The organism is Natrinema limicola JCM 13563 (assembly GCF_000337475.1).
In the GTDB taxonomy this organism is placed as follows: domain Archaea; phylum Halobacteriota; class Halobacteria; order Halobacteriales; family Natrialbaceae; genus Natrinema; species Natrinema limicola.
In genome coordinates this window covers 1-22,136 of sequence record NZ_AOIT01000029.1, presented here as the reverse complement: position 1 = coordinate 22,136, position 22,136 = coordinate 1, and the positions used below count along the sequence as shown (strand labels likewise).

Here is a 22,136-nt window from a genome sequence, read left to right as displayed (position 1 = left end):
TGTTCGATCGCGGGGCGGAGTACGACGGTGACCTCGAGGCCGTGCGAGGTGAACTCGAGACGCTGCGAGAGGACGAGGATGGCTGAGCAGCCGAACCCGGCCCGCGTCGTCGCGGACGCCGACGTGCTGGCGGCGGATCTGCTCGTCGGTGGTGCCGCCCGCGAGGCGCTGGATCACGTCCGTCGCCATTCGTGGGTCGAGTTGGTCGCGAGCGATCCGCTGCTCGACCAGACCGAACGCCTCGTCACGCGGCTTGCCGACGCCGACCTCGCAGCCGATCACCGAGCGCGACTCGAGGCCGAACGCGTCGCGGTCGACCAGCCCGAGGGCGATCACCCTGCGCTGGCGTCTGCCTATCGAGGTAACGCGGCGCATCTCCTCTCGTACGACGAGCGGCTTCGCTCGGCGAAAGCCGGCCTGACGCTCCAGCCTCGCGTCTCCGTCAGCGTTCGACCGCCGGACGCGTTCGCGCAGCTCTTCGATCCCGAAAGTCTCTACGACGTCGTCGAAGGCGGCGCGTATCCGGGCCCCGATCGGGATCCACGAGCGTAATCGCAGTTTTGGACGGAAAGCGGCGGTCGCACGCCCTGAGAAACCGGCGAGACCCTTATCCGGCGCGACCCCTAAACGAGAGGGGGTCATGAACGATCTTCGCACCGGGTTGAGCTACGGTGACGTGCTTCTCGTCCCGAAGCGCTCGCCAGTCGAAAGTCGACGCGACGTGGATCTCTCGACGTCGTTTACGCCAGGTATCGAACTCGAGACTCCGCTGGTCGCTGCTGCGATGGACACCGTCACGGAGGCCGAGCTAGCCGCCGAACTCTCGCGTGCCGGCGGGCTCGGCGTCCTCCATCGCTTTTTCACACCGGACGAACAGGCCAGGCAGGTCGAGCAGGTGGTCGACACCGGCGAACGAGTCGCCGCAGCCGTCGGTATCAACGAGGACTACGTTTCTCGTGCCGATTCGCTGGTCGCAGCCGGCGTCGACGCGCTCGTGGTCGACGTCGCCCACGGCCACCTCGAGGGTGCGCTCGAAGCCGTCGAACGGCTTCGATCGGCGTTTCCGGAGACCGATCTCGTCGCCGGTAACGTCGCGACACCGGCGGGTGTCGAAGACCTCGCGGCGGCGGGAGCCGACTGCGTGAAAGTCGGCATCGGGCCGGGCTCGCACTGTACCACCCGGAAGGTTGCCGGTGCGGGCGTCCCACAGCTGACTGCCGTCGACGACTGTGCAGACGCCGCCGAAGATCTCGGTGTGACGATCTGTGCCGACGGCGGGATCCGTACCTCCGGCGATGCGGTGAAGGCGCTGATGGCGGGAGCCGACACCGTGATGGTCGGAAGTCTCCTCGCCGGCACCGAGGAATCGCCCGGCGCAGTCGTCGAAGTCGACGGGACGCGATACAAGCGCTCGCGGGGGATGGCGACGACGATCGCCGCCGAAAAGCGCGACGACAAAGATGTCGACGTGCGCGCCGACGAGGGCGTCGAAGCACTGACACCGTACAAGGGACCGCTCGAGGACGTCGTCACGGAGTTTTGTGCCGGCATTCAGTCGGGGCTTTCCTACTGTGGCGGGGTGACGATCCCTGCGGCCCGCGAGAACGCGGAGTTCATCCGTGTTGCCCCGAGCGCGAAAGCACGCGAGGGCTATCACGCAGATCACGACTGGGAGGGCGTCAGCGTCGACAGCACGGGTCGGGCCGTCGACGGCGAGACGACTGAGTCAGAGGGGGCGACCGTTGCGGACGCGTCAGCCGAAGACGACTGATACGGGCTGCTGTCCCGATGTCCCGGTGGGCCCGCAGGACGGTCGCGGCCGGCCGGCACTGACTGACAGGAGTCCGTATGAGACGAAACTGGCGAGGTGAGGACAGGGAGGACATCCCGGCACGGTGCCGTCGCCTTCCCATCATGGGGCGGAATCCTCAAGCGATTTGCCGCTGGCGGCCGACGGATCACGTATGACAACGACAGTTCTGGTTGCGTTCGACGAATCACCACAAGCGACCGCTGCACTACAGCACGCGCTCTCGAATGCCGATGATGCGGAGATCCACGTTCTCCACGTCAACGATCCACGGGAGTGGGCCGGCTCTGCCGGCGTCGATGGGGTCTTTTACGCGGACGACGCCTTCGAGCGATCGAAGGACGCTGCCGAAGCCGTCCTCGAGAACGCCGAGGAGATCGCCAGCGAGTACGACACCGAGATCACGACGGTGACCGAGGTCGGGATCGTCTCCGATACGATCGTCTCGTATGCGGAAGACCACGACATCGATCAGATCGTCCTCGGGAGCCACGGACGACGTGGGCTCTCGCGGTTCCTGCTTGGCAGCGTCGCCGAACGGGTCGTTCGCCGTGCCCCCGGGACGGTAACGGTCGTTCGCGACGAAAGTCCGACGGACGACTCGTAAGCGGACGTCTCAAGAGCGCGTCACGATCAGCATCGGCACGTCGACCGACCGGAGCACGGCCCCGGAGACGCTCCCGAGCAGTTGTCGCCGGAGGTTCGACCGGCCGTGCGAGCCCATGACGACGAGATCGATGTCGTGGCTCCCGATGTACTCACGGATTTCGGCCGCAACGCCGTCGAGCGACGTTTTGGTGACGGCAGTCTCGACATCGACGTCGCCCGCCGCGTCGATTTCGCCCGCGAGTTCGTCGACGATCGCCTCGCCTTCGTCCTCGAGGCGGTCGACGAGCGATCCCTCGAGGCCGCCCGCGCTGAACGCCCCGCCGGCGGCCTGCAGATCGATGACGCTCAGGACGTGCGCGGTCACCCCGCACTGCCGTGCGACGGCACTGGCGTGGGGGGCAGCACGGGTGGCGTTGTCGCTCCCGTCGGTCGGCACGAGCAGTCGGTCGTAATCGAACGAGTCGCCGGTCGACCGGTCGCCTTTCGGCACGACGAGGACGGGTACGTCGCTCCGATGGAGGACCCCCTCAGTGACGCCGCCGAGAAGCCGTTTTCCCAGTCCCGTGATCCCCTGTCGCCCAATGACGATCAGTCCCGTCTCGTAATCGGCCGCGAGCCTGGCGATCCGTGCCGCGGGCGAGCCGTCGGTTACCGTCGTCGTCACCGACTGGTCGTGGTCGGCTGCAAGCCGCTCGATTTCAGCGACGATTTCTTCGCCGCGCTCCCGGAGTTGTGCCTGCTCGTCGCTCGTCCGGGTACTCGAGCGCCGGTCGATGACGTGGAGGACGTCGACGGCCGCGTCGAACCGCCGGGCGAGATCGAGGCCGCGGCGTGCAGCCCGTGTGGCCTCGTCGCTGCCGTCGACGGGGATCAGAATGCGGTCGTACATTGGTTCGTCCTTCGAGGGACGGCTCCTTCAGTATATGGTCAGCCGTCGGTACGTGCTCGCGTTACCGGTCCTGCCCGACCGCCTCCGTGCGGAGTTCGTCCTCACTTTGCCACGTCCGGTTTCGCATCGCGATGAACACCGAGAGCAGATAGAACGCAACGACCGTCACAGTGACCGCCAGCCCAGGAATGCTGCCGACGGCGGCGCTTTCAGGCCACGGCCGGGTGGAAAAGGCCGCGATGCGGATGACCCACGCACTCAGCGTGATCGAAAACAACACCAGATAAATCCGGCGCAATCGATGCGCGATCGCTTCCTCGAAGGAGATCTTGATCACTGGCTGTCGGTAGTCCCGGCTCAGCTTCTCGCGCCAGTTGGGGTCCTCGAGGCCGGCCGAGGGGTCGAGGCCGTACGCGAAGACGTTCTTCTGGAGCGCCCGGACGCGTCCACGCCAGATGTCGTAGCCGCGGAAGCGACGCGCCTCGATCACCAGGAACGCGGTCAGCGCCGCCGTCCCCAGCAGGAGGATGTAGTGAGGGTTGTTCCGGCTCGAGAACGTCCACGTCAGGATGGCGCTCATGATGACGATCGCCCAGTAGGTCGTCTGATCGAGTCGCTCACGCCAGAACTTCATCCGGTGGATTTCGCCCCGGTAGAGGTGGGCCAGACTCGAGCTTGGCCCCATCTCCTCCTCCAGCAACCCGCGTCCGATCTCGCGGTGTTCGGCGTCGGTCGGATCGACGTCTTTTGTTGACTCACGGTCCATCGTGGGAGACCGTACTCAATCGAAGCGAAAGAAGGCGTGGATTTCGTCATGACGTGGGACTGCCACCCGGCGGTATGAATCGGCAAATTTGGCGCTCTCTGAATCAGGTCACTGCCTGTGAACAGGGGTTTATGGCCGTGATCGTGGTCGGATGGGAACGAGGATGAACTTCGACGAGTTTACCGGCCAGATCCAGCACCGACTCGAACTCCCAGGCACTGGCGAGACCGTGCGGGCGATCCGGGCGACGCTCATGACGCTCGGACAGCGCATTCCGGCGGGTGCAGCCGAGGATCTCGCCGCGTCGCTCCCGATGGAGATCCGCTGGTACATGACCGGTGCCGTCGCCGACCACGGCCAGCGATTCGACTGGAGCGAGTTCGTCTCGCGAGTCAGCGAGATCGAGGAGACCGATCCGTCGACCGCGGCCTATCACGCCCGCGTTATCATCGATCTCGTCGAGACCCTGGTGGCACCGTCCGATTTCGAGCAGCTCCGAAATCAGCTCCCCGAGGACCAGCACGACGAGAACTGGGGGAAGCTATTCGAAGTGATCGACGCCGGTGGCTGGGGTGAGGCCGAGGAAGCACAGACCGGCGGCGGGCCACAACCAGAACCGGAGGAAACCGGCGCGGACGATCCGGACGCCTGAACCGAACGCTGTCATCCGGTCGGCGTTGTCGCTGCACAGCCCGCCATCAGTCGGGACGGGACCAGTTGCCGGACTCCTCGATCCGAACCTCGATTTCGTTGGTCCGCATAAACGGCGGCGTCCACGGATCGTTGTACTGGAGCACCACTGGCTGGCTACGCGTCTCGATCCCGCGTCGTTCGAGCGTCTCGAGTAACCGGTTCCGCTGGCGGTCGACGCGGTCGGCCGTCGCATACCACGAGAACCGCCTGACAGCAACCGTTCGTTCCGGTTCGACGACGAGTCGAACGTCGGCGTCGGTCGGTACTGGGGCGGTCTCGGGCGTGTACGTATCCGGGAGATAGAACGCCATCGTCACGCGGCCGTCGTCGGCGTCAGTTCGGACAGGCGTAGTCATCGAAATCGATTCGCGCTGGGTTGCCACCGGTGTGGTCATCGCAACGTCTTCATCTCGTGCGTTCGCACCCGAAATGTAGCGAAAGAGCCGCCGGAACGCCGTTCGGTTGTTCGGCGCTGTCGTTTCGACGAGCACCGATCGCGGATACTGCCGAATCTCGACGCCGTCGAATCGAGCCAACGTCTCCGAGGGGATGCGTTCGGTCGTCCGGCTGACGTAGACGCCCCAGCCGATCCACGCGGCGAGCAGACCGCCGAGCGCGAGCACGAGCCGCCGTATCGATCGCATAACTGGCGACCACCACGCGTACACCGATAGTGCTGGTGACTGTTCTCAAGACGTGCTCGGAACCGGCCGGCCTCGAGAAGTGGGCACTGGCCCACAACGTTACTATCGTCCCCGCCATTGCTGTCGGTATGACGTTCGTCGTCCCGTTCGATGGATCGGAACTGGCCGAAACAGCGCTTGCACGGGCCGTCGAGTACGGCCGTGCCCTCGAGGAGCCGGTCGCAGCCATCAGCGTCGTCCCAGAACGGAAAGGCTACGCACGCGAGAAGGGCTGGATCGGTCCCGACGAGGCGTTCGACGTCGACGCAGTCATCGCGACCCTTCGCGAGCAGGTCGAGTCGATCGCACCCGACGCCACGTTCGAGTACGACCGGATTCGCGAGTTTCCACCCGAACAGCGACTGGCTGGTCGAATCGAGCGACTGGCACAACAGTACGATCCGACAGTCGTGTTCCTCGGCAGCGACAACGTCGGCCGCGTCGTGACGCCGCTGGCGAGCGTCGGCGTCCACGTCGCCGCCGACGACACCTACGACGTCCACATCGTCCGCCAGACGTCGCCGCCACGGCTTGCGGGCCTCGAGCCACATCCGGATTTCTATCCTGACTCGGAATCAGAATCGGAGTAACGTCGCTCATACGGTCTGCTGTACCGGTGTCCCGGTGCAACCGCAGGACGGGTCTCGGTTGCACCGGAACTGACTGACAGCAGACCGTATCAGGGCTCGAGTGGGCTGGCCGACTGCTACGACACGAAGCGAGGGCGCTATTGAAATCCGCAGCAGTTGGTCGCTTTTCATAGTCTCAGTCGTTCAGCCAGGTCGCGATCGTATCAGCGATTCATAAAGAATATCCACCATACATGTATGCTGGCGTACAGATGTCCTTGTCAAGAGATGGTTCCCTATTCGGGATAGCACTCATTCTGTATGGGATTTACTTGGAAATATCTGGATTTATGTCGAGTCTCTATCCTATAGTTGGATTACTCGTTGTCGCTCTCGCATTCTTGGGGAGTGTGGTGTCTGTCTTGAGTTCGATCAAGGCAGATGACCACTCGACGAGCGAGGTGTAACGGCCAGTTCGCATTCTTCATCGACCGGACGTTTCGTCTCTTTTTATACATAAAGGGAGCCGTTTCAACAAATCTAAATCGAGTAGACTTAGGCAGTCAACACCGGCCTGTCAGCCGATCGGACGACGCGTTCGGCAGTGCTTCCAATCTTGCCGCCACGAGAGTGACTCTGGCCCTGATAGCCGATCACGAGGAGATCCGCGTCGACGGTATCGGCCCGCGCGAGGATCTCCTCCCAGGGACGGCCATGGCAGAGACACGTGGAGACTTCGGTTCCGTAGTTGTCGGCGCGCTCGGCGAGGTCGTCGAGCAGCGCCTGGCCGCGCTCCTCGAGGTCGTTGAGCACGATTTCGGCGCTGCTGAGTGCGGGTTCGCCGTAGCGGGAGGTCTCGACGCAATAGAGAATGTCGACGTGCGAATCGTAGTGTTCGGCCAGCGCCAGCGCGTGTTCGACGGCGCGGTTTGCCGGGTCACTGCCGTCTGTCGGAACGAGGATCGTATCGTACATCGTCGCAGTACGGTCCACGCGAATCCGGGAGAAATAGCTCACACGCCGTCGTGTGATACGTTTTCGCGCCTGAGTGTCAGGCCGTAATGACCGGGCGATCCCCGTACCGAACGACACGTTCGGCGTTGCTCCCGATCGTCCCCCCGATGCCACCGAGTCCGCGGTTGCCGAGGACGATCAGGTCGGCGTCGACCTCGTCTGCGTACGCCATGATCTCCGACGAGGGGCGGCCGTCGACGACCTCGGTCGTGACCGGCACCTGATCCGCGTCGGCCCGCTCTTCGAGTTCCGCAAGTACCTCACGGCCCCGTTTCTCGAGTTCCTCGAGAACGTCGTCGGTCCCGAGCGTTTGCTTGCCGTATCGCTGCGTGTCCACGACGTAGAGGCCGTACAGGTCAGCATCGAACGTGCGAGCGAGACTTACCGCGTGTTCGGTCGCCCGGTTCGCCGCATCGCTGCCGTCGGTCGGAACGAGGATCGTATCGTACATGTCGGCGTGTCTCGTCCCACCACCGATTGACGCTTATAGGTTTCATACGGGCACCTGCCAGTCAGTTTCGGTACACTCCCAGAGCAGGGCGGGTGCGCCGGAACCCAGTGACGGCAGCCCGTCTCAGGCCGAGACCGCAGTCGATCACGCCTCGCGGTCGGCGTACCACTCCGCGAACGCCGCGAGCGCGCGCCCACGATGGGAGATCGCGTTTTTCTCCTCGGTACTCATCTCGGCCATCGTCTGCCCGTTGTACTCGAAGATGGGGTCGTAGCCGAACCCGCCCTCGCCGCGGGGGGCGACGAGCGTGCCGGCGACCGAGCCCGAAAACGTCTCCGTCCCGTCGGCGTCAGCGTACGCGAGGACGGTCCGGAAGCGTGCACGGCGGTTCTCCTCGGTCTCGGCGAGTCGCCATAGCCGCTCGACGCCGACGGTGTCCTCGACGTACGCCGAGTACGGCCCTGGAAAGCCCCCAAGCGCGTCGACGAACAGCCCGGCGTCGTCGACCAGCACCGGCTCGTCGCTTCCCAACTCCTCGAACGCCTCGCGGGCCCCGTGAGCCGCGATCTCGGCGAGCGAGTCGCTTTGGACCTCGGTGTAGTCGTACTCGATCTGTTCGACGGGCTCGAGCCCCTCGAGATACTCGCGTGCCTCGCGGGCTTTCCCCTCGTTGCCGGTGACGAATTGAATGGCCATATGCGAGCGACGGTGCGTCGGCGGCAAAGCGTCGTCGGTTGCGCGGCGGCTCCTCAGACGGTCCGCTGTGTGGCGAGTCGCAAACGCGGTCGCGAGAAAGAACAGTCTCGCGCTCAGTCGTCGGTCTCGTCGACGATGACTTCGACTGGCTCGTCCGCTCGCTCCTCACTGTCGTCGCTCGAGCCTTTCTCCTGTTGCCAGAGGAGGCCGCCGGCGACGAGGACGACGAGCCACGACCGCCAGTTGGCGAGATTCAGCGTATAGCCGACGCCAAAGGGTTTCTCGACGAGCATGCCTTCGCCGGGCTGCCAGTACGCCGAGAGCATGCGGCCGATGCTCGGTCGTTCGAAATTGTACGGAATCCCAAGAATCTCACCGGAAGTCGGCTTGTCTGCCATGGACGGTGATACGTCGTCCCCCGATAAAGATATTGTGTGCTGCGACGAGCGCTGCGAGTCGCCAACAGCGGTCCACCGACGCGGGTCCGCTTATGTGTCAGACTGATAGCGGCCACGTCCCTCCACGTCGTGCAGGCGCTCGAGCACTCGTTTGTCACCAACGTCGCGGTACCCCTCGCGGGCCGCCTCGCGAAGCGGCTCGGGATCGTCGGCGGTGCCGACGAGACTCTGATCGAAGACGTGCAGGTCCATCGCGTAGTCCTCGACGTGGTCGGTGTGATAGCCAAGCCCGAAGTCGATGAGATACGTTCGATCGCCATCAACGCGAACGTTTCGCGTCGTCGGATCGCCGTGGACGAACCCGGCCCGGTGGAGCCGCGCGAGGTGGCGGCCGACGTCACGGACGCGGTCGGGCGACAGCGCCGCTTGTAAGTCGCGGTCGCCGACGTACTCGAGTTCCAGTCGCGCCTCGCTCCGATCGACATCTGACAGGACCGGCGTCGGAACCCCCTCACGGCGGGCCAGACTGGTCAGGCGGGCCTCGAGTGTCGTCCGTTCCGTGCGGAGTCGCTCGTCGAGGGCGGGGTGGCGGTAGGTCTTGGCCCGGCGACGCTTCGTGACGCGGCCGGCGTCGGGCTCGAGATCGACCAGCGCTTCGGCCCCGCGGACCTGACTGTCGTCCGAGCCCGCGCCGCGGCCGGCCGCAAGCTCGGGCTCATCGGCTCGCTCGCGGTTCCTCACGTCACCGCTCGCGTTTTCGAGGTCCTCGCTTCGCTCGGCCCTCCCACGCCATGTCACCGGCACCTGATCGGGCCTGAAATTGGGGTCGACACGTGACTCCTCGAGTGCGAGCGTATCGCCCGCGGCGTACATTTTCGCACCGAGTACGGCGATCATCCCGGCGTTATCACCCAAAAAGCGCGGTTCGGGCGCGTGGAAGTCGGCCCCGCGCTGGGCACACATCTCGGCGAGCATCTCGCGCAGGCGGGCGTTTCGCCCGACGCCACCACCGAGGACGAGTTCGTCGCTGCCAGTCAGTGACAGGGCACGCTCTGCGACTTCGGTTAGCATCCCGAAGATGTTCTCCTGGAGGGAGTAACAGATGTCCTCGACCGGGACACCACCGTCGGACGAGTCCGACGAGCCTCCGCTCGCGGAGACCCCGTCGTAGCGCTGCTTGGCAGCGCTCATGATTCCCGAAAACGAGAAGTCCATCCCCTTGACGACGTAGGGCAGATCGACGTACTCGCCGTCTTTGGCTGCCTCTTCGACCTTCGGCCCGCCGGGATGGGACCAGCCGACGTGGCGGGTGAACTTGTCGATCGAGTTCCCGACGCCGGTGTCCATCGTCTCCCCGAGAACGCGATAGCGGCCGTTGCGGTAGGCCAGTAGATGTGCGTTCGCCCCGCTGGCGTTGAGACAGACCGGCGAGTCGAACCCGGAGGTGTGGCGGCCGATCTCGAGGTGAGCGACCATGTGATTGACGCCGACCAGCGGAACCTCGAGGACCTGACTCAGCGCCCGGGCGGCGGTCCCGACGACGCGCAGACAGGGGCCGAGCCCGGGGCCACGGGAGAAGGCGACGGCGTCGACCGGCGGCTCCGACGGCGGTCCGTCGTGAGTCTCGCGCGCGTGCTCGAGCACGCGGCCGACGACCTCCGGGATGGCGTCGTGCATGTGTTCGGACGCCTCGCGGGGGTGAATGCCGCCGCTCTCGGGCTGATAGGCGTCGGTTTCGATGACTACGTCGTCGGTCTCGGCGTCGAAAAGCGCCGCGCTGGCAGCCCAGGCGGTGCCTTCGATCCCGAGGATACGGATGGAATTACTCACGGATGAAAACGGGTAAGACGCGTCGACGTGCCAACTCCGTCCGCGGCACGTCGGCAATCACTCAGGGGTTATTCCCACTCGGTGTAGCCGCACTTCCCGCAGTGTTTGCGGTCGCCGTGGTCGGCGAGGAAGACGTCGCCACAGCGCGGGCAGAGTTCGCCGCTGGTAGTGCCGTCGTCGTTGTAGAGGTCGTAGCGCGCCATCTTAGGCCTCCTCCGCTTCAGCGTCAACGTCTTCTTCGGCGCCGATCTTGTTGCGCTCGAGCATGTGGTCTTGCTCGACGTCGCGGGCGTCGTCGGCGGTGTCGTAGACCTTCGCCTCGCCGACGGTCGTACGCATTCCGAACTTGGTGTCGAGTTTGCGGATGACGACCTCGTCGGCGTCCTTGTTCAGCTTCGCGGCGAGGCTATCCCGGACCTGCAGGCGCTCTGGGGTGGCGTCCTCGTGGGACAGCTCGAAGGTCACGTCAGTTCGATGCAACATGGGGTTCTCCTCCTCGGAGATGATGTCGACGTCCATGATATCACTCAGTTACTCTACTATCCCCGTGTAGCGCCTAAAAGGATTTCGAACCACCCACCCGTGTTCCGGCGATCGATTGCACTGGTTCGGCTCGTTTCGCCCGTCTCGAACGAAAACGCGCTCGGGAGACGGTTTCGCCGTCATGTAACTTCCAAGCGATACATAACTTTATAAATATATTTCAATCAGAACGTAACTAGATCGAATCGAATGCCCTCCAGACGACAGGCGCTCGCCGGTATCGGACTCGCCGCGGCTGGCCTCATCGGTGGCTACACCGTGACGGCCGCGCAGTCTACGTCGGCGACACTCGACTGGCCGATGGCCCGATACGACGCCGCTGGCACCGGCTACAACCCCGACGCCTCGGGGCCGAAAGCCGATCCGCGAGTCGCGTGGGCCGGAGACCTCGAGCGGACCGGCGGGCTCGAACCCGATCCACCGGTGGTCGTCGACGGGACGGTCTACGCCGGCACCGAGAACCTGCTCGCACTCGATGCCGCCACGGGTGACGTCCGGTTCTCGTACGACAACTACGGCGTCTCCCACTCGAGTCCCGCATGTGCCGCGACGTCGATTTATCGAACGAAAACGCTGGCGATCAGTTCACCCGGTGGGACCGTCGGTTTGAACGCCGGCGGCGGGATGGCACTGTTCGGCGTTCGTGTTGGCAAACAACGGTGGCGCGGGCCGGGTACCGAGCCGGAGCCGTCCGTTTTCGGCCCCTCGAAGGCACCGCCGCCAGTCACGGTCGACGAGACAGTGTACGCTGTGGCTCCCACCACAAGCGATATCGTCGCGCTCGAGGCGGACAACGGCCGCGAGCGATGGCGGCGACGGTTTCCCGGGGGCGACATCGGTGGCACCGCCTTCCGGCCTGCAGTAAGCGGTGACACCGTGTACGCGACCGGCTGGCCCAGTGACGTGGCGGCGTTCGACGCTGAAACCGGCTCCAAGCAGTGGGCTGAGTCACTCGACGATACCGATGTCAACCGGCCGCCAACGGCCACTGAAACCGGCGTCGTCGTTCCGACTCGACGCGGCGTAACACTGTACGAGGACAGCGGTGACGTTCGCTGGACGCGAAATCTCGACGGGAACGCGACCGAGGGGGCTGTCGCCGTCGCCGAGGGGCGCGTGTTCGTCAGCGACGGCAACGAGTCGCTGTATGCGCTCGACCTCGAGACGGGTGCCGACGTGTGGTCAGTCGCGTTTCGTCACGAAGCGACACCGGTCGTCGCCGACGGCGTCGTCTACATGACGAGCGGTGCCGAACTCATCGCGTTCGACGCAGCGACTGGCGAACGACACTTTACTCGTGAATCGGAGTGGTATTTCTCCCCGCCCGCGGTTGGAGACGGCGTGCTCTATGTCGTCGACGGCGATCAGGTGCTTGCTCTGGAGGACGAGCCATGACTGAGGAACCGTTCGATCCAACACTGGATGGAAGCGATCGCGCCGGCGCTGGCCGTCCGGCCTCACCGGTCTCGCTGGCGCTCGATCGACTCCAGCGCGATCCCGTTCTTTTCGTGCCGTTCGTCGTCGCCGGCGTGTGCCTCTGGCTCCTCGACTGGATTCGACGCCACGATCCGCTCCCGACGATCCCGGGAGAGCAAACCGGCGCGACGGTCACCGTCGCGTACACTGGCTACCCGACCGGTGTGCCGGAGACGGCACGAGCGCTGTCGTCCCTGATCGATCTGAAACTGCCCTATCTCGTCTGGGGACTCACACTCGAGGTCGTCGCCGTCTTCGTTATCGCGGCCGCTGGCACCGTGACGATCGCTCGCGGGCTGTCGGCCGACAGCGGCGGGACGACGCCGCGGCGACTGCTCGCGTACGTTGGCCTCGTCGCGTCGTTCGACGTGGTGTTTCGCATCCTTACCGCGGTCGTCGGGGACGATGTCGGATTGATCGCCGGACTCGTCCTGATCATCCCTCTCTTCGTCGTCTTCGTTCGCGTGTTCGCTGCGCCGGCGTTCATCGTCACCGGATCGGGACCGATCATTGCACTCCAGCGGAGCGCACGCGCAACTCGCGGTCGTGGCTGGTCGATTCTCCCGCTCGTCGTCGCATTCGGCCTCGCTGCGTGGCTTCTCGGACTCGTTCCGGGGGTCGGCACGATCCTGAGTACCGCCCTCGTGGGCTCGGTTCACGCCGTCACAGCTGCCGTCGTCCGGGAGACAGCTACCGACGGTCACGGCGGTCACTGACGGCTCAGGGAAGCGCGACCAGCCCGCGCGGCGTCTCCTCCTCGAGTCCCTCAGACCAGTCGACGTCACCCTGTGTCCACGAGTCACCGAAATCCCGCGTCCAAAACAGCCCGCGGTTGTTGACCGCGACGACGACGCCCGGCTCGCCGATCGTCGCAAGCACCGTGCGGACGACACCCTCGCCGGTCGGGAGGCCGCGTCCCTCGAGCCGTTCCCACGACTCTCCCTGACCCGCGCGCCGATAGACGAACGAGTTCGCTCTGCTCGGAGTGTGTGCCGTCCTCGCACCGCGTGCACTCGAGATCATGACGCGGTCTGGATCACCTGGATCGGGGGCGACCGACCAGCAATACCGGTGTGCGAGCCCGTCCTGTGGATGTCGCCACGAGTCACCGAAGTCGTCGCTCTCGGCGTAGCCATCGCCGGCCGCGGCGTAGAGCCGACCGTCGCGATCGGGATGGGTCACGAGGCTGTGATTGTCCCGGCGCGAGCCCGGCGGCCGCTCGTGCCACGTCTCGCCGCCGTCGGGCGTGGTGACGAACGCGCCGGCCTCGATCCCGACGGCGAGCCGATCGGGATCGAACGGATCGACCGCGAGCGTCCGGACGTGGTGGGTGTGTGGCCGCGGCGGAAACGACCACTCGTCGGCCGAGGAAAGCGCGGCAAGCCCCTCGAGATGCGTCCAGGAGTCGCCGCCGTCACGCGAGCGATAGAGACGACTGGGTTCGGTTCCGGTATAGACCACGTCTGGGTCTGGGCTCACCGTCACGGCCATCACGCGGTCGCCCTCGCGGCCATCCAACGTCGCGTCGGTCCGCGCGACCGTCCGTCCGCCTGCTGTGCCCTCGGCCACGAACTGTGTCTCGTGGCGGTCGAACGATTTCCCGCCGTCGACGGAGCGGATCAATCCGTCGCGGGTGCCGACGAACACCTGATCGGGCGCGCTCGGATGGGCAGCGACACACTCGAGGGCACGTCCCTCGAGTCGCGACGTGGCTGTCCAGCCGTCCGGCTCGAGGCTGTCGCTCGTACAGACGAACAATCGATCCCGAACTACCACGAGTGCTGTTACCATACCTATCTGAACGGGAGCGGGACGTATGATACGGACGACCGTCAGTCAGTTCCAGCGTCTCCGCGACCCGTCCTGCGGATACGCCGGGAAATCGTTACAGCAGACCGTATGAGTCGTGTCCCGTCTTGGTCGTCACGAGCGAGACGAGCAGGAACTGCGGTTACGTCTCGCCGCGCTCCCCGCGAACGGTCAGTACCGGAACCGGCGACGTCCGAACAAGCTGTTCGGTGACGCTACCGAGCAGATATCGATCGAACCCCGTGCGGCCGTGCGTGCCGACGACGACGAGGTCGATGTCGTGGTCGTCGATGTACGTCCGGATCGTCTGGGGGATCGACGAGCCGAACTCGATCGCTTCGGCGACCGGCTCGACGCCAGCCTCGGTCGCGAACGCCGACGCATCGTCGAGGATCTGGGTCGCGCTCTCCTCGAGCATCGACAGCTGGATCTCGTTTCGGACATCGACACCGAGTGTCGCGGTCGTGACGACCGAGAGGAGATGCAACGCGGCCCCCTCGGCGGTCGCGATATCGGTCCCGGTCGCGAGTGCGTCCTGTGCGCTCTCGCTGCCATCGGTCGGGACCAATACGCTCCGGTATGGGTAGTCGACCATGTCGGTATCCGGCCGGATCGTCAACAGGGGCGTCTCGGCCTGCCTGATAACGCGTTCGGTCGTACTGCCGAGCAGGAATCGGCGCAGCCCCCGTCGTCCGTGGGTCGGCATGACGACGAGATCGACATCGTGTGACGCTGCATAGTCGACGATCGTACTGTAGGGGACGCCCTGCCGGACCTCGGTGACCGTCTCGATCCCCCGCTGCTGGGCGCGATCCTCGGCATCGTCGACGATCGTCTCGCCTTCCTGGACGAGCGTATCGACGACCTCGCCTTGCCGGCGGAGCACGCTATCTTGTGTCGTATCCGCCACGTTGAGGATGTGAACCGTCGAGTCGTGGCTGTCGGCGATCTCGAGGACGTGATCGAACGCGGCTGCCGATCCCTCACTGCCATCGGTGGGAAAGAGGATTTGGGTATACATCTGTCTCTGTCGACCCTGCGTCACTCGCGAATATCGAGCGTGCCCTCGTCTGCAGTGTGGGCCTCACGCCACCAGACGAGTTCGAATTCGATACTCTGTTTTGCCTCCGTGTCGCCCTCGGACCAGTCCGACTCGCCTTCCAGTTTGAACGTGATCGGCTCCGACGGGGTCATCGCGACGGTGGTCTCACCGAGTTCGAGTGTCACGTCGCCGTCACCGTCGAGTTGATCTGCCAGTCCGCGGAGATATGCTGCGATCTCCGACCGAGATTTCTGTGCTTCAGTCTCGAGTTCACCCATGTGCGTCGGCACATCAAGGACTGGGATAAACACGCAGGGAAGCTCTCAGCAGGGTAGAATCACATCTTATTGTGATACTTTCGCGTACCGAACCGACCTCGGACTCGAAGCCGGTGGCGACTCGAGCCGGACTGATACGGTTTGCTGTAACTGTTTACCGGAGCAACCGCAGGACGGCTCGCAGTCCCTCCGGAACTGACTGACAGCAGACCGTATGACTCACCTCACACGAGTCGAATCACGACCTGACTTGCGCCCCACCGTGACGAGCGCCGCGGGGTACCAAGCGTCGGTCGGCTCGACTCCCCTGGTACTTTCCGTCTAGGTTCCTTGGGAACAACCCACAATGGATCGATTTCGATAACCCCCTCTGACGAACGCAAAGAGAAAGCGCCCGGCGTCTGCAACACCTGTGGCGAGTTGCTTACGGTCTGGATTACGCCAGACGGAACGATCCACCCCATCAGCCCACACAACACCTGTTCGTGCGATGAGCCAGCACTTCGAATCGTCGAGGCAGACGACGTCTTCGAGGCGGACGTTCACTGAGAGCGGTCGCTCGAGGACGAAGGGCTGTGCTCGTGTGATCTCCGTCACCGTAACGTGCAAACGGGTGGCCCTAGCGAAAGTTTGTATTCCACTGCGGAGACAATCCGTCTCCGAGGCCAGTCACCGATAGCCTCGGGGACGGGACCTGCAGACACAGCGCTGGAGAACGGGACTCACACTGCCGGACAGAACGACGTGACGATCGGTCGCGCTGCTGCGGCCGTCACCGGTGGAGACGGCCGCGAATTTACGACCGACTTCGTATTGACTGCTGTCCGGCAGTATCAAGAGTGACGAACCGTCTCCGCACCACATTCCTCACAGATGGCAACGAGGGCGTCGCGGTCAGCGGTCGGTTCGATACGGACCAACTGGCGCTCGCCACAGTCGGGACACATCCGGAGAATGTCTGTCTCGCCGGTCTCGGCAGGCGCACCGAGTGCGAGCGCCACGACCCGTTCGTCAGTCTCGTTGCGGCCGCGTTGCCATTCGCCGGGCGCAAAGCGGATCGCTTCCTCCGCGCTGACGGTCACGTCACCATCCGCCGTCTCGAACGTCGCCGTCCCCTCGAGCACGTAGAAGAGTTCTTCCTGATCAGCGTGGCGATGATAGCCGAATCCGAAGCTCTCGCCGGGCTCGAGGATGTAGTGGTTCAGCGCGAGGTGGTCGGCCTCGAGGGCGTTCGAGAGCGACCGTTTGCTTTCTGCCGGACTCATCCATCGATCGACGTCGTCGAGGCTAACGTGCTTCATGGTGACACGGTCACACGGTGGAGGTAAATAGACTAGTGGCCAGGGCGTATGGGCGATCTCGAGCGGGCGAGCTGGCACGACGCGAGGTTCGGGAACGGAACGCCAGTCGAAATCAAGAGCACGATGCACGAACACGCCGACGGCCAGCCCGGGAATTGGAGGTCTATCGCAAGTACCACGAGAAGCTCCGGCGTCACGACGGCTGGTACTGTTTCGTCGTCTACCGGCCACACGGTCGCTCGGGACTGACGATCCTCCAGGACAAGATGGTTCGCTCGAGCGATTTGCCATTACTCCGCTGGCACGGTGGCGGTGATCACCGTGGCACCGAGCAGGCAAAAATCCAAATCGACTCTGTATTTTAGGGCGGTTCAATCATTTGAACCACGAAGGACACCTCGACGGGGACTGTACTCGGCTCGGTTAGCAAATCCGTGTGATCGACAACAAACATGTATTCCCCCTTATCAATCTGTTCGGTGACCTCTGTTTCGGAGACATCCAGGCGGCTATATTCAGACATCACTGAGACATCACGGGCACCATCTGCATATGAATCGTACGCGTCACGCTGGAAAACGAGACAATCAATTCCCGTGCTTCCCGTCACAGTGACCTCGTACTTCACAATGTCTCCACTGTCCTGTTCCGAATTCGTGAGTGCCATGGCTGTATATTCGCCAGGTTGAAGCGTTCGGCTCCCCACGAATCGGGAGCCTTTGTACGCCCTGCTGTCGTCGGTCGGATAGTCGTCAATGTTGTTGGGAACGCCATCGTTGTCACGGTCTGCATGTGGTTTTAACTCCGATGATGACTTACGCCCGACGCACCCACTACTGAGAACTGGTAGCCCCAATACGAGTGAGCGACGAGACAGCTTCATAGCCTTTCTTTCACCTGTTTATATTAGGTACTTTCCATCGTCTGGTTTCTCTTAGGCCATATTCGTGAACACAAACTATCTCCTCTTGTTTTCGAAGTAATTCGTACGGACACTCAAGAAAAGAGAGACCGTGAATTCGATCTAGTTGTCGCAGATCGTGAGCTTATCAGGTACTGATAAGCAAAATATACACACGACGAACTGCTGCTCGTGTGCATATTCGGGAATCAGATTTTGTCGACGTGCAACCCCTGGGGGTAAACAGGAGAGATTTTTTCGAGTCTTGTCTAATTTTCTCATCCGAAGGGGATTTCTCTTCTTACGTCTGGTTTGATGGCGTTTTCTGGGTTTGATGGGACGTTAGTTTCCCTTATAATATCTTCCAAAGTAAGGTCGTCGATCTCTATTACATCCTCAATATCAAGGTATCCTCCAAATAACTTCATCTCTTGTTCTGATTCGTAGACAGATTCGTATTTCAATACGAACATATAAAATATCTGTTCACACCCATGTGAGTGATATTCATTCAACAGATCTCCAATACTAATCGAGAGATATTTTCCGGGTTCATCTGGATCCTCCACGCCCAAAAGAAGAGGACTTGTTCGAAATTTATGCTCATTACCTGAATATATTGTTTGGGAGTTCTGATCATGATCACTTAGGCCGGTTCGACGCACGAATTGAGTAGGATCTACTTCCAATAGCCGATCAGGAACGTTTTCAGGCTCTTTGTGTATGATTGCGTCATTATCATTTATCATCTCTTCAAATTTTTTATAAAGTGGGAGTAGATCTATGTCAATCTTGAGATCAGAAGCCGGTCCGTTTCCTTGGTTTGAAATTATGAAATTGGAAGTATTATCCTCAATTTGCCAATCCCGAATCGATATTTCTGGCTTATGTTCGAGCCGCATCCATTCTTCTTGTCTTCTCATAATTGATGTTTGATCCTCCTGAATATCTGACTGTTTCTTTAGAATATCTTTGTGCGATCTCTGTATCGCTGCCTGTTTCTTCTGCGTCTTGTATTGCATATAATACAATGCAACCAAGAGTCCAGAGAAAACGAGCGCAATTTGATCACCAGAGAGGTTGATTCCACTCGCCATGTGTTTTCACATCTGTCATAGGTAGATAATAACTTCGGCATTATTGGCTATCGATTTGAGAGACGAGATAGCAGGCAAGCAGTGACCTATTTAATATATCCAACCAAATCTAATATAATACCAAACAACTGACTGAATTGCAAAATTGCGTCACTTACTGAAAGCCCATGTTGCTCTGCAATCTCCGCTGCAAGGTTCAAGGCTTGGTCCTCTTTCTCCAACCCCTCGTACTCATGTGCAAGCAGTGCCAACGCGTAGACAATTAGTAAATCGTCTTGTGGATGTCGCATGACGCTCAAGTTTGGATGCAACTTCACGATAAACCTCCGTAGACGTATCTGATAATCACGGCTATGGAGATTTCATTACGGCTTATTGTGCTGTCGCCTGGACGACAGTGCGGTGTATTTTGATGAAGTGGCCTTAGCCACACCCCTAACGGGGAACCCGACGGCCCCCGTCGTGGTTCCCCGTCAGGTGTGGCCGGGGCTCGTCCCCGGCCACCCCACGGCGCGCACCGATCGGGGGCCGAGCCGGGGCTATTACACGCTGAAAGCGACGAAATAAGGGGATTAGAATAGCGTTGCCACTGGCCGACCGCCTGCTACAGCCAGCGCCAGGCCGCGCTCTTGCCGCGCTCGCCGAGGTCGACCTGAGCCGATCGGAACCGGGCCGGGTCCTTTCCGGCGTCCGTCCACAGTAGGTACGCCTCTTTCAGTCGCGCCTCGACGTTCTCGACGTCCTGGAGCCGAAGCATGACGCGGGCCTCCTGCCGATCGTCAACGTCGACACCGTGTTTCGCACACCACGCTACCAGTGCGCTCGTCGTCTCATCGATTCCACGCTCGGCAGCCTCGAGCGCTTCAATCGTGACAATAGCTGAAACGACATCTCTCCCGTCTGTGAGTAGCACCGTTGCTCACAGTACACGACCACGGACTCGCCGGGAGTCACGCGAGCGAAGCGAGTGTGACTACGGCGAGTCCATTGACTGAAGCGAACGAAGTGAGCGGAAGGAAATGGACTCGCCGGGATTTGAACCCGGGGCCTCTTCCTTGCGAAGGAAGCGATCTGCCACTGATCTACGAGCCCTCGCACGTTCCTATCAGCGGTTTCTATTTGAGGCTTGTGTTTCGGAGGCGACTCGAGACAGCGAACCATGGTGGGCACTCGAGGCGGGGACACACCGCAGTGAGCCACGAACGGTCACGTACCGACGGCAAGCACGCGAGCGCGGCCGGCGAGTGCGCCGACCAGAAAGCCGGCGAAGTGAGCGAGCAATGCGACGCCGGGCGAGGCGGTCGCAAGCGTGAGCGCGACTGCGAGCCCGACGAACACGAGCGCCGACAGCCAGTTCGGGACGTCGACGAGCGAGGCGAGGCCGCTCGAGAGCCGGTTCGATGCGACGAGATAGCCCAGCAGGGCGAAGACGGCACCGCTGGCACCGAGGACGCCGGCTGTCGGCGCGACGGGGACGATCGGGAGCGCTGCAAGCGTCCCCGTCAGAACGAGTTGGGCGACGCCGGCGATCGCGCCGGCGATCGCAAAGAAGACGTGAAAGCGAAGCCGCGTGGTCGCCCGCGCGACCGGCCAGCCGAAGACGAGCAGGGCGAGGCTGTTCGAGAGCAGGTGGCCGAGGCCGCTGTGGGCGTAGACGCTGGTGACGATCGTCCACGGGTTAGTCGACAGCGGCGGGGCGAGGACGAACAGCGCGCCCATCACGCCCGCGAACGCTGTGAGCCCCTGTGCGACGAAGACGAGCACGAAGACGACGAGGAGCTCGAGGATCGGACTCGGGCTCCTCGAGTTGGCGGTCGATCGATCTCCAGCGCCGCCAGCGGATCGCCGAGCGGACGGGGGCTGCGTTCGGGACCGCGAGCGCCGTGCCATACGGATACGTACACTCCGATGGCCAAAAGTCTCCGTCTTCACGGATACGGGGACCATCATGGCTTAGTACAACCGCGGAATACGATCTCGTATGCGAACACCAGCACCCGAGAGCCGACCGGTCGCGCTGACGATCGCCGGCAGCGACTCCGGCGGCGGCGCGGGCATCCAGGCAGATCTCGCGACGATGGCCGCCCACGGTGTCTTCGGGACGTCGGCGATCACCGCCGTCACGGCCCAGAACACCCGCGGCGTCGCGTCCTCGCACGTCCTGCCGGGCGACGAAGTCGACGCACAACTCGAGGCCGTCACTGACGACTTCGCGGTCGGCGCGGCGAAGACGGGGATGCTCGCGACGACCGAGGTCATCGAGACCGTCGCCGACCACGCACAGACCTTCGACTTTCCGCTTGTGGTTGACCCGGTGATGGTCGCGACCTCCGGCGACCGGTTGCTCGAGCCCGAGGCCGAGCGGGCCTACGAGAACCTGCTGGGCGCAGCGACCGTTGCGACGCCCAACGCCGACGAGGCCGAGGTGCTGACCGACATCGCCGTCACCGACGAAGAAAGCGCCCGCGAGGCCGGCGAGGCGATCCTCGAGACGGGCGTCGACGCGGTCCTGATCAAAGGTGGCCACGTCCCCGGCGAGCAGGTACGGGATACGCTCGTGACCAACGACACCGTCCGGACGTTCGAGCACCCACGCGTCGCCACCGACGCGACGCATGGCTCCGGCTGTACGCTCGCCGCGGCGATCGCGGCCCGGCTCGCGAAGGGGGAGGCCCTCGAGCCCGCCGTGGGCGGTGCGACGGATTTCCTCGCCCGTGCAGTACGCCATTACTACGATGTCGGAGAGGGCCACGGCGCGGTCAACCACATGGCCGCGCTGCGAAACGAAGCGGCCCGAGAACCCACCGCCGAGGAGGTACAGGCGGTCGTCGATCGGTTCGTCGACGCCGACGTGTCGGCGCTGGTTCCCGAAGTGGGCATGAACGTCGTCGGTGCGACGCCGTATGCCGACTCCGTCGCCGAGACGGCCGCCGTCGAGGGTCGGATCACTCGGACCCTCTCGGGGGTCCACCCCAACCGCGGCGTTCGGTTCGGGGCCTCGAGCCACGTCGCTCGTTTCCTCCTCTCCGCGCGGGAATTCTTCCCGGATCTCCGCTTTGCGGTCAACTGCCGATTCGACAAGGGTGTCGAGGCAGCGCTCGAGTCCCTCGCGTGGCCGGTCGCCGAGTACGATCGGGGACAACAGCCCGACGAGGTCGCGGAGATCGAGGACAGCACGATGGGCTGGGGTGCCCGACAGGCCTTCGGGGATCGTGACGAGCCGCCTGCTGCCGTCATCGACCGCGGCGAAGTCGGGAAGGAGGCTGTCTCTTATACACATC

28 protein-coding genes, 1 tRNA gene and 1 pseudogene are annotated in these 22,136 nt (G+C 63.0%); 10 read left to right on the top strand and 20 right to left on the bottom strand.

Features of this window, described 5'->3' with window-relative positions; all coding sequences use genetic code 11:
- Window positions 1–78: 78 nt before the first annotated feature.
- The 3 genes from C476_RS06195 to C476_RS06185 all read left to right on the top strand — a co-directional run bounded on the left by C476_RS06195 (window position 79) and on the right by C476_RS06185 (window position 2,417).
- Window positions 79–552, top strand: a complete 474-nt coding sequence (locus C476_RS06195; protein ID WP_008010961.1) for a DUF7384 family protein — start codon at window positions 79–81, stop codon at window positions 550–552.
- A gap of 88 nt (window positions 553–640) precedes the next feature.
- The gene (locus C476_RS06190; RefSeq protein WP_008010959.1) at window positions 641–1,771 is read left to right on the top strand and encodes a guanosine monophosphate reductase; all 1,131 of its coding nucleotides are present in this window, start codon (window positions 641–643) and stop codon (window positions 1,769–1,771) included.
- 193 nt (window positions 1,772–1,964) lie between these two features.
- Window positions 1,965–2,417 carry a universal stress protein gene (locus C476_RS06185; RefSeq protein WP_008010957.1) on the top strand — a complete coding sequence of 151 codons (453 nt, stop codon included), beginning with the start codon at window positions 1,965–1,967 and terminating at the stop codon, window positions 2,415–2,417.
- Between the two features lie 9 nt (window positions 2,418–2,426).
- Here the strand turns inward: C476_RS06185 and C476_RS06180 are convergent, their stop codons facing one another.
- Window positions 2,427–3,308: a universal stress protein gene (locus C476_RS06180; RefSeq protein ID WP_008010955.1), complete on the bottom strand. Its 882-nt coding sequence runs from the start codon at window positions 3,306–3,308 to the stop codon at window positions 2,427–2,429.
- A 61-nt stretch (window positions 3,309–3,369) separates the two neighbouring features.
- The gene (locus C476_RS06175) at window positions 3,370–4,074 is read right to left on the bottom strand and encodes a DUF2270 domain-containing protein (RefSeq protein ID WP_008010953.1); all 705 of its coding nucleotides are present in this window, start codon (window positions 4,072–4,074) and stop codon (window positions 3,370–3,372) included.
- 163 nt (window positions 4,075–4,237) lie between these two features.
- On the opposite strand from C476_RS06175, the gene C476_RS06170 reads away from it, so the two are divergent.
- Window positions 4,238–4,726: a DUF2267 domain-containing protein gene (locus tag C476_RS06170; protein WP_008010952.1), complete on the top strand. Its 489-nt coding sequence runs from the start codon at window positions 4,238–4,240 to the stop codon at window positions 4,724–4,726.
- Between the two features lie 46 nt (window positions 4,727–4,772).
- On the opposite strand, the gene C476_RS06165 is transcribed toward C476_RS06170, so the two are convergent.
- Window positions 4,773–5,411, bottom strand: coding sequence for an SOUL family heme-binding protein (locus tag C476_RS06165; RefSeq protein ID WP_049911623.1), 639 nt, complete (start codon window positions 5,409–5,411; stop codon window positions 4,773–4,775).
- A 128-nt stretch (window positions 5,412–5,539) separates the two neighbouring features.
- Here C476_RS06165 and C476_RS06160 point away from each other — a divergent pair, with 128 nt between their 5' ends.
- Window positions 5,540–6,040, top strand: coding sequence for a universal stress protein (locus C476_RS06160; RefSeq protein WP_049911639.1), 501 nt, complete (start codon window positions 5,540–5,542; stop codon window positions 6,038–6,040).
- A 534-nt stretch (window positions 6,041–6,574) separates the two neighbouring features.
- Here the strand turns inward: C476_RS06160 and C476_RS06150 are convergent.
- From C476_RS06150 to C476_RS06120, 7 genes are all read right to left on the bottom strand, one after another.
- On the bottom strand, window positions 6,575–6,994 hold the full coding sequence (locus C476_RS06150; protein WP_008010945.1) for a universal stress protein: 420 nt from the start codon (window positions 6,992–6,994) through the stop codon (window positions 6,575–6,577).
- A 76-nt stretch (window positions 6,995–7,070) separates the two neighbouring features.
- Entirely contained in the window at window positions 7,071–7,484 is a 414-nt protein-coding gene (locus C476_RS06145) for a universal stress protein (protein ID WP_008010942.1), read from the bottom strand.
- Between the two features lie 144 nt (window positions 7,485–7,628).
- Window positions 7,629–8,180: an XTP/dITP diphosphatase gene (locus C476_RS06140; protein ID WP_008010939.1), complete on the bottom strand. Its 552-nt coding sequence runs from the start codon at window positions 8,178–8,180 to the stop codon at window positions 7,629–7,631.
- Between the two features lie 113 nt (window positions 8,181–8,293).
- Window positions 8,294–8,578: a DUF5808 domain-containing protein gene (locus C476_RS06135; RefSeq protein WP_008010938.1), complete on the bottom strand. Its 285-nt coding sequence runs from the start codon at window positions 8,576–8,578 to the stop codon at window positions 8,294–8,296.
- A gap of 90 nt (window positions 8,579–8,668) precedes the next feature.
- A complete protein-coding gene (locus C476_RS06130; RefSeq protein WP_008010936.1) occupies window positions 8,669–10,408 on the bottom strand; it encodes a bifunctional N(6)-L-threonylcarbamoyladenine synthase/serine/threonine protein kinase in 1,740 nt (579 codons plus the stop codon).
- 68 nt (window positions 10,409–10,476) lie between these two features.
- Window positions 10,477–10,611, bottom strand: a complete 135-nt coding sequence (locus tag C476_RS06125) for a 30S ribosomal protein S27ae (RefSeq protein WP_008010935.1) — start codon at window positions 10,609–10,611, stop codon at window positions 10,477–10,479.
- A gap of 1 nt (window position 10,612) precedes the next feature.
- Window positions 10,613–10,927, bottom strand: coding sequence for a 30S ribosomal protein S24e (locus C476_RS06120; RefSeq protein WP_008010934.1), 315 nt, complete (start codon window positions 10,925–10,927; stop codon window positions 10,613–10,615).
- A gap of 213 nt (window positions 10,928–11,140) precedes the next feature.
- Here C476_RS06120 and C476_RS06115 point away from each other — a divergent pair, with 213 nt between their 5' ends.
- Window positions 11,141–12,346, top strand: a complete 1,206-nt coding sequence (locus C476_RS06115) for an outer membrane protein assembly factor BamB family protein (RefSeq protein ID WP_008010933.1) — start codon at window positions 11,141–11,143, stop codon at window positions 12,344–12,346.
- Entirely contained in the window at window positions 12,343–13,143 is an 801-nt protein-coding gene (locus tag C476_RS06110) for a hypothetical protein (RefSeq protein ID WP_008010932.1), read from the top strand. The genes C476_RS06115 and C476_RS06110 overlap by 4 nt, the downstream gene beginning before the upstream one ends.
- 4 nt (window positions 13,144–13,147) lie before the next feature.
- Here C476_RS06110 and C476_RS06105 read toward each other — a convergent pair whose 3' ends face one another.
- The 3 genes from C476_RS06105 to C476_RS06095 all read right to left on the bottom strand — a co-directional run bounded on the left by C476_RS06105 (window position 13,148) and on the right by C476_RS06095 (window position 15,556).
- Window positions 13,148–14,218, bottom strand: a complete 1,071-nt coding sequence (locus C476_RS06105) for a beta propeller repeat protein (RefSeq protein WP_008010931.1) — start codon at window positions 14,216–14,218, stop codon at window positions 13,148–13,150.
- A 160-nt stretch (window positions 14,219–14,378) separates the two neighbouring features.
- The gene (locus tag C476_RS06100) at window positions 14,379–15,257 is read right to left on the bottom strand and encodes a universal stress protein (RefSeq protein ID WP_008010930.1); all 879 of its coding nucleotides are present in this window, start codon (window positions 15,255–15,257) and stop codon (window positions 14,379–14,381) included.
- 20 nt (window positions 15,258–15,277) lie between these two features.
- Window positions 15,278–15,556, bottom strand: a complete 279-nt coding sequence (locus tag C476_RS06095) for an amphi-Trp domain-containing protein (protein ID WP_008010929.1) — start codon at window positions 15,554–15,556, stop codon at window positions 15,278–15,280.
- 330 nt (window positions 15,557–15,886) lie between these two features.
- On the opposite strand from C476_RS06095, the gene C476_RS06090 reads away from it, so the two are divergent.
- Window positions 15,887–16,105, top strand: a complete 219-nt coding sequence (locus C476_RS06090) for a hypothetical protein (RefSeq protein ID WP_008010928.1) — start codon at window positions 15,887–15,889, stop codon at window positions 16,103–16,105.
- 284 nt (window positions 16,106–16,389) lie between these two features.
- Here the strand turns inward: C476_RS06090 and C476_RS06085 are convergent, their stop codons facing one another.
- Window positions 16,390–16,857 carry a cupin domain-containing protein gene (locus C476_RS06085; RefSeq protein ID WP_008010927.1) on the bottom strand — a complete coding sequence of 156 codons (468 nt, stop codon included), beginning with the start codon at window positions 16,855–16,857 and terminating at the stop codon, window positions 16,390–16,392.
- A gap of 45 nt (window positions 16,858–16,902) precedes the next feature.
- Here C476_RS06085 and C476_RS06080 point away from each other — a divergent pair.
- Window positions 16,903–17,222 (top strand): annotated as a pseudogene (locus C476_RS06080) (hypothetical protein); the annotation flags it as partial.
- Here C476_RS06080 and C476_RS06075 read toward each other — a convergent pair.
- The 6 genes from C476_RS06075 to C476_RS06050 all read right to left on the bottom strand — a co-directional run bounded on the left by C476_RS06075 (window position 17,219) and on the right by C476_RS06050 (window position 20,745).
- Window positions 17,219–17,524, bottom strand: coding sequence for a hypothetical protein (locus C476_RS06075; RefSeq protein ID WP_008010924.1), 306 nt, complete (start codon window positions 17,522–17,524; stop codon window positions 17,219–17,221). The pseudogene C476_RS06080 and the gene C476_RS06075 sit on opposite strands and share 4 nt — an antisense overlap.
- 512 nt (window positions 17,525–18,036) lie before the next feature.
- Window positions 18,037–18,855 carry a hypothetical protein gene (locus C476_RS06070; protein WP_008010922.1) on the bottom strand — a complete coding sequence of 273 codons (819 nt, stop codon included), beginning with the start codon at window positions 18,853–18,855 and terminating at the stop codon, window positions 18,037–18,039.
- Between the two features lie 86 nt (window positions 18,856–18,941).
- Complete coding sequence (locus C476_RS06065; RefSeq protein ID WP_008010920.1) at window positions 18,942–19,145, bottom strand: hypothetical protein; 204 nt, start codon at window positions 19,143–19,145, stop codon at window positions 18,942–18,944.
- Between the two features lie 314 nt (window positions 19,146–19,459).
- Window positions 19,460–19,768: a hypothetical protein gene (locus tag C476_RS06060; protein WP_008010914.1), complete on the bottom strand. Its 309-nt coding sequence runs from the start codon at window positions 19,766–19,768 to the stop codon at window positions 19,460–19,462.
- Window positions 19,769–19,875: 107 nt separating this feature from the next.
- Window positions 19,876–19,947, bottom strand: a tRNA-Ala gene (locus C476_RS06055).
- A 114-nt stretch (window positions 19,948–20,061) separates the two neighbouring features.
- Window positions 20,062–20,745: a rhomboid family intramembrane serine protease gene (locus C476_RS06050; protein WP_008010912.1), complete on the bottom strand. Its 684-nt coding sequence runs from the start codon at window positions 20,743–20,745 to the stop codon at window positions 20,062–20,064.
- A 91-nt stretch (window positions 20,746–20,836) separates the two neighbouring features.
- Between C476_RS06050 and thiD the strand changes: the two genes are divergently transcribed.
- A partial coding sequence (gene thiD / locus C476_RS06045; RefSeq protein WP_008010911.1) for a bifunctional hydroxymethylpyrimidine kinase/phosphomethylpyrimidine kinase occupies window positions 20,837–22,136 on the top strand: 1,300 nt, incomplete at its 3' end.

What these genes read in the sequence shown, in the direction of transcription:
- C476_RS06195 (WP_008010961.1), top strand. Translation starts at nt 79, where the DNA reads ATGGCTGAGCAGCCGAACCCGGCCCGCGTCGTCGCGGACGCCGACGTG.
- C476_RS06190 (WP_008010959.1), top strand. Translation starts at nt 641, where the DNA reads ATGAACGATCTTCGCACCGGGTTGAGCTACGGTGACGTGCTTCTCGTC.
- C476_RS06185 (WP_008010957.1), top strand. Translation starts at nt 1,965, where the DNA reads ATGACAACGACAGTTCTGGTTGCGTTCGACGAATCACCACAAGCGACC.
- C476_RS06180 (WP_008010955.1), bottom strand. Translation starts at nt 3,308, where the DNA reads ATGTACGACCGCATTCTGATCCCCGTCGACGGCAGCGACGAGGCCACA.
- C476_RS06175 (WP_008010953.1), bottom strand. Translation starts at nt 4,074, where the DNA reads ATGGACCGTGAGTCAACAAAAGACGTCGATCCGACCGACGCCGAACAC.
- C476_RS06170 (WP_008010952.1), top strand. Translation starts at nt 4,238, where the DNA reads ATGAACTTCGACGAGTTTACCGGCCAGATCCAGCACCGACTCGAACTC.
- C476_RS06165 (WP_049911623.1), bottom strand. Translation starts at nt 5,411, where the DNA reads ATGCGATCGATACGGCGGCTCGTGCTCGCGCTCGGCGGTCTGCTCGCC.
- C476_RS06160 (WP_049911639.1), top strand. Translation starts at nt 5,540, where the DNA reads ATGACGTTCGTCGTCCCGTTCGATGGATCGGAACTGGCCGAAACAGCG.
- C476_RS06150 (WP_008010945.1), bottom strand. Translation starts at nt 6,994, where the DNA reads ATGTACGATACGATCCTCGTTCCGACAGACGGCAGTGACCCGGCAAAC.
- C476_RS06145 (WP_008010942.1), bottom strand. Translation starts at nt 7,484, where the DNA reads ATGTACGATACGATCCTCGTTCCGACCGACGGCAGCGATGCGGCGAAC.
- C476_RS06140 (WP_008010939.1), bottom strand. Translation starts at nt 8,180, where the DNA reads ATGGCCATTCAATTCGTCACCGGCAACGAGGGGAAAGCCCGCGAGGCA.
- C476_RS06135 (WP_008010938.1), bottom strand. Translation starts at nt 8,578, where the DNA reads ATGGCAGACAAGCCGACTTCCGGTGAGATTCTTGGGATTCCGTACAAT.
- C476_RS06125 (WP_008010935.1), bottom strand. Translation starts at nt 10,611, where the DNA reads ATGGCGCGCTACGACCTCTACAACGACGACGGCACTACCAGCGGCGAA.
- C476_RS06120 (WP_008010934.1), bottom strand. Translation starts at nt 10,927, where the DNA reads ATGGACGTCGACATCATCTCCGAGGAGGAGAACCCCATGTTGCATCGA.
- C476_RS06115 (WP_008010933.1), top strand. Translation starts at nt 11,141, where the DNA reads ATGCCCTCCAGACGACAGGCGCTCGCCGGTATCGGACTCGCCGCGGCT.
- C476_RS06110 (WP_008010932.1), top strand. Translation starts at nt 12,343, where the DNA reads ATGACTGAGGAACCGTTCGATCCAACACTGGATGGAAGCGATCGCGCC.
- C476_RS06105 (WP_008010931.1), bottom strand. Translation starts at nt 14,218, where the DNA reads ATGGTAACAGCACTCGTGGTAGTTCGGGATCGATTGTTCGTCTGTACG.
- C476_RS06100 (WP_008010930.1), bottom strand. Translation starts at nt 15,257, where the DNA reads ATGTATACCCAAATCCTCTTTCCCACCGATGGCAGTGAGGGATCGGCA.
- C476_RS06095 (WP_008010929.1), bottom strand. Translation starts at nt 15,556, where the DNA reads ATGGGTGAACTCGAGACTGAAGCACAGAAATCTCGGTCGGAGATCGCA.
- C476_RS06085 (WP_008010927.1), bottom strand. Translation starts at nt 16,857, where the DNA reads ATGAAGCACGTTAGCCTCGACGACGTCGATCGATGGATGAGTCCGGCA.
- C476_RS06075 (WP_008010924.1), bottom strand. Translation starts at nt 17,524, where the DNA reads ATGGCACTCACGAATTCGGAACAGGACAGTGGAGACATTGTGAAGTAC.
- C476_RS06070 (WP_008010922.1), bottom strand. Translation starts at nt 18,855, where the DNA reads ATGGCGAGTGGAATCAACCTCTCTGGTGATCAAATTGCGCTCGTTTTC.
- C476_RS06065 (WP_008010920.1), bottom strand. Translation starts at nt 19,145, where the DNA reads ATGCGACATCCACAAGACGATTTACTAATTGTCTACGCGTTGGCACTG.
- C476_RS06050 (WP_008010912.1), bottom strand. Translation starts at nt 20,745, where the DNA reads ATGGCACGGCGCTCGCGGTCCCGAACGCAGCCCCCGTCCGCTCGGCGA.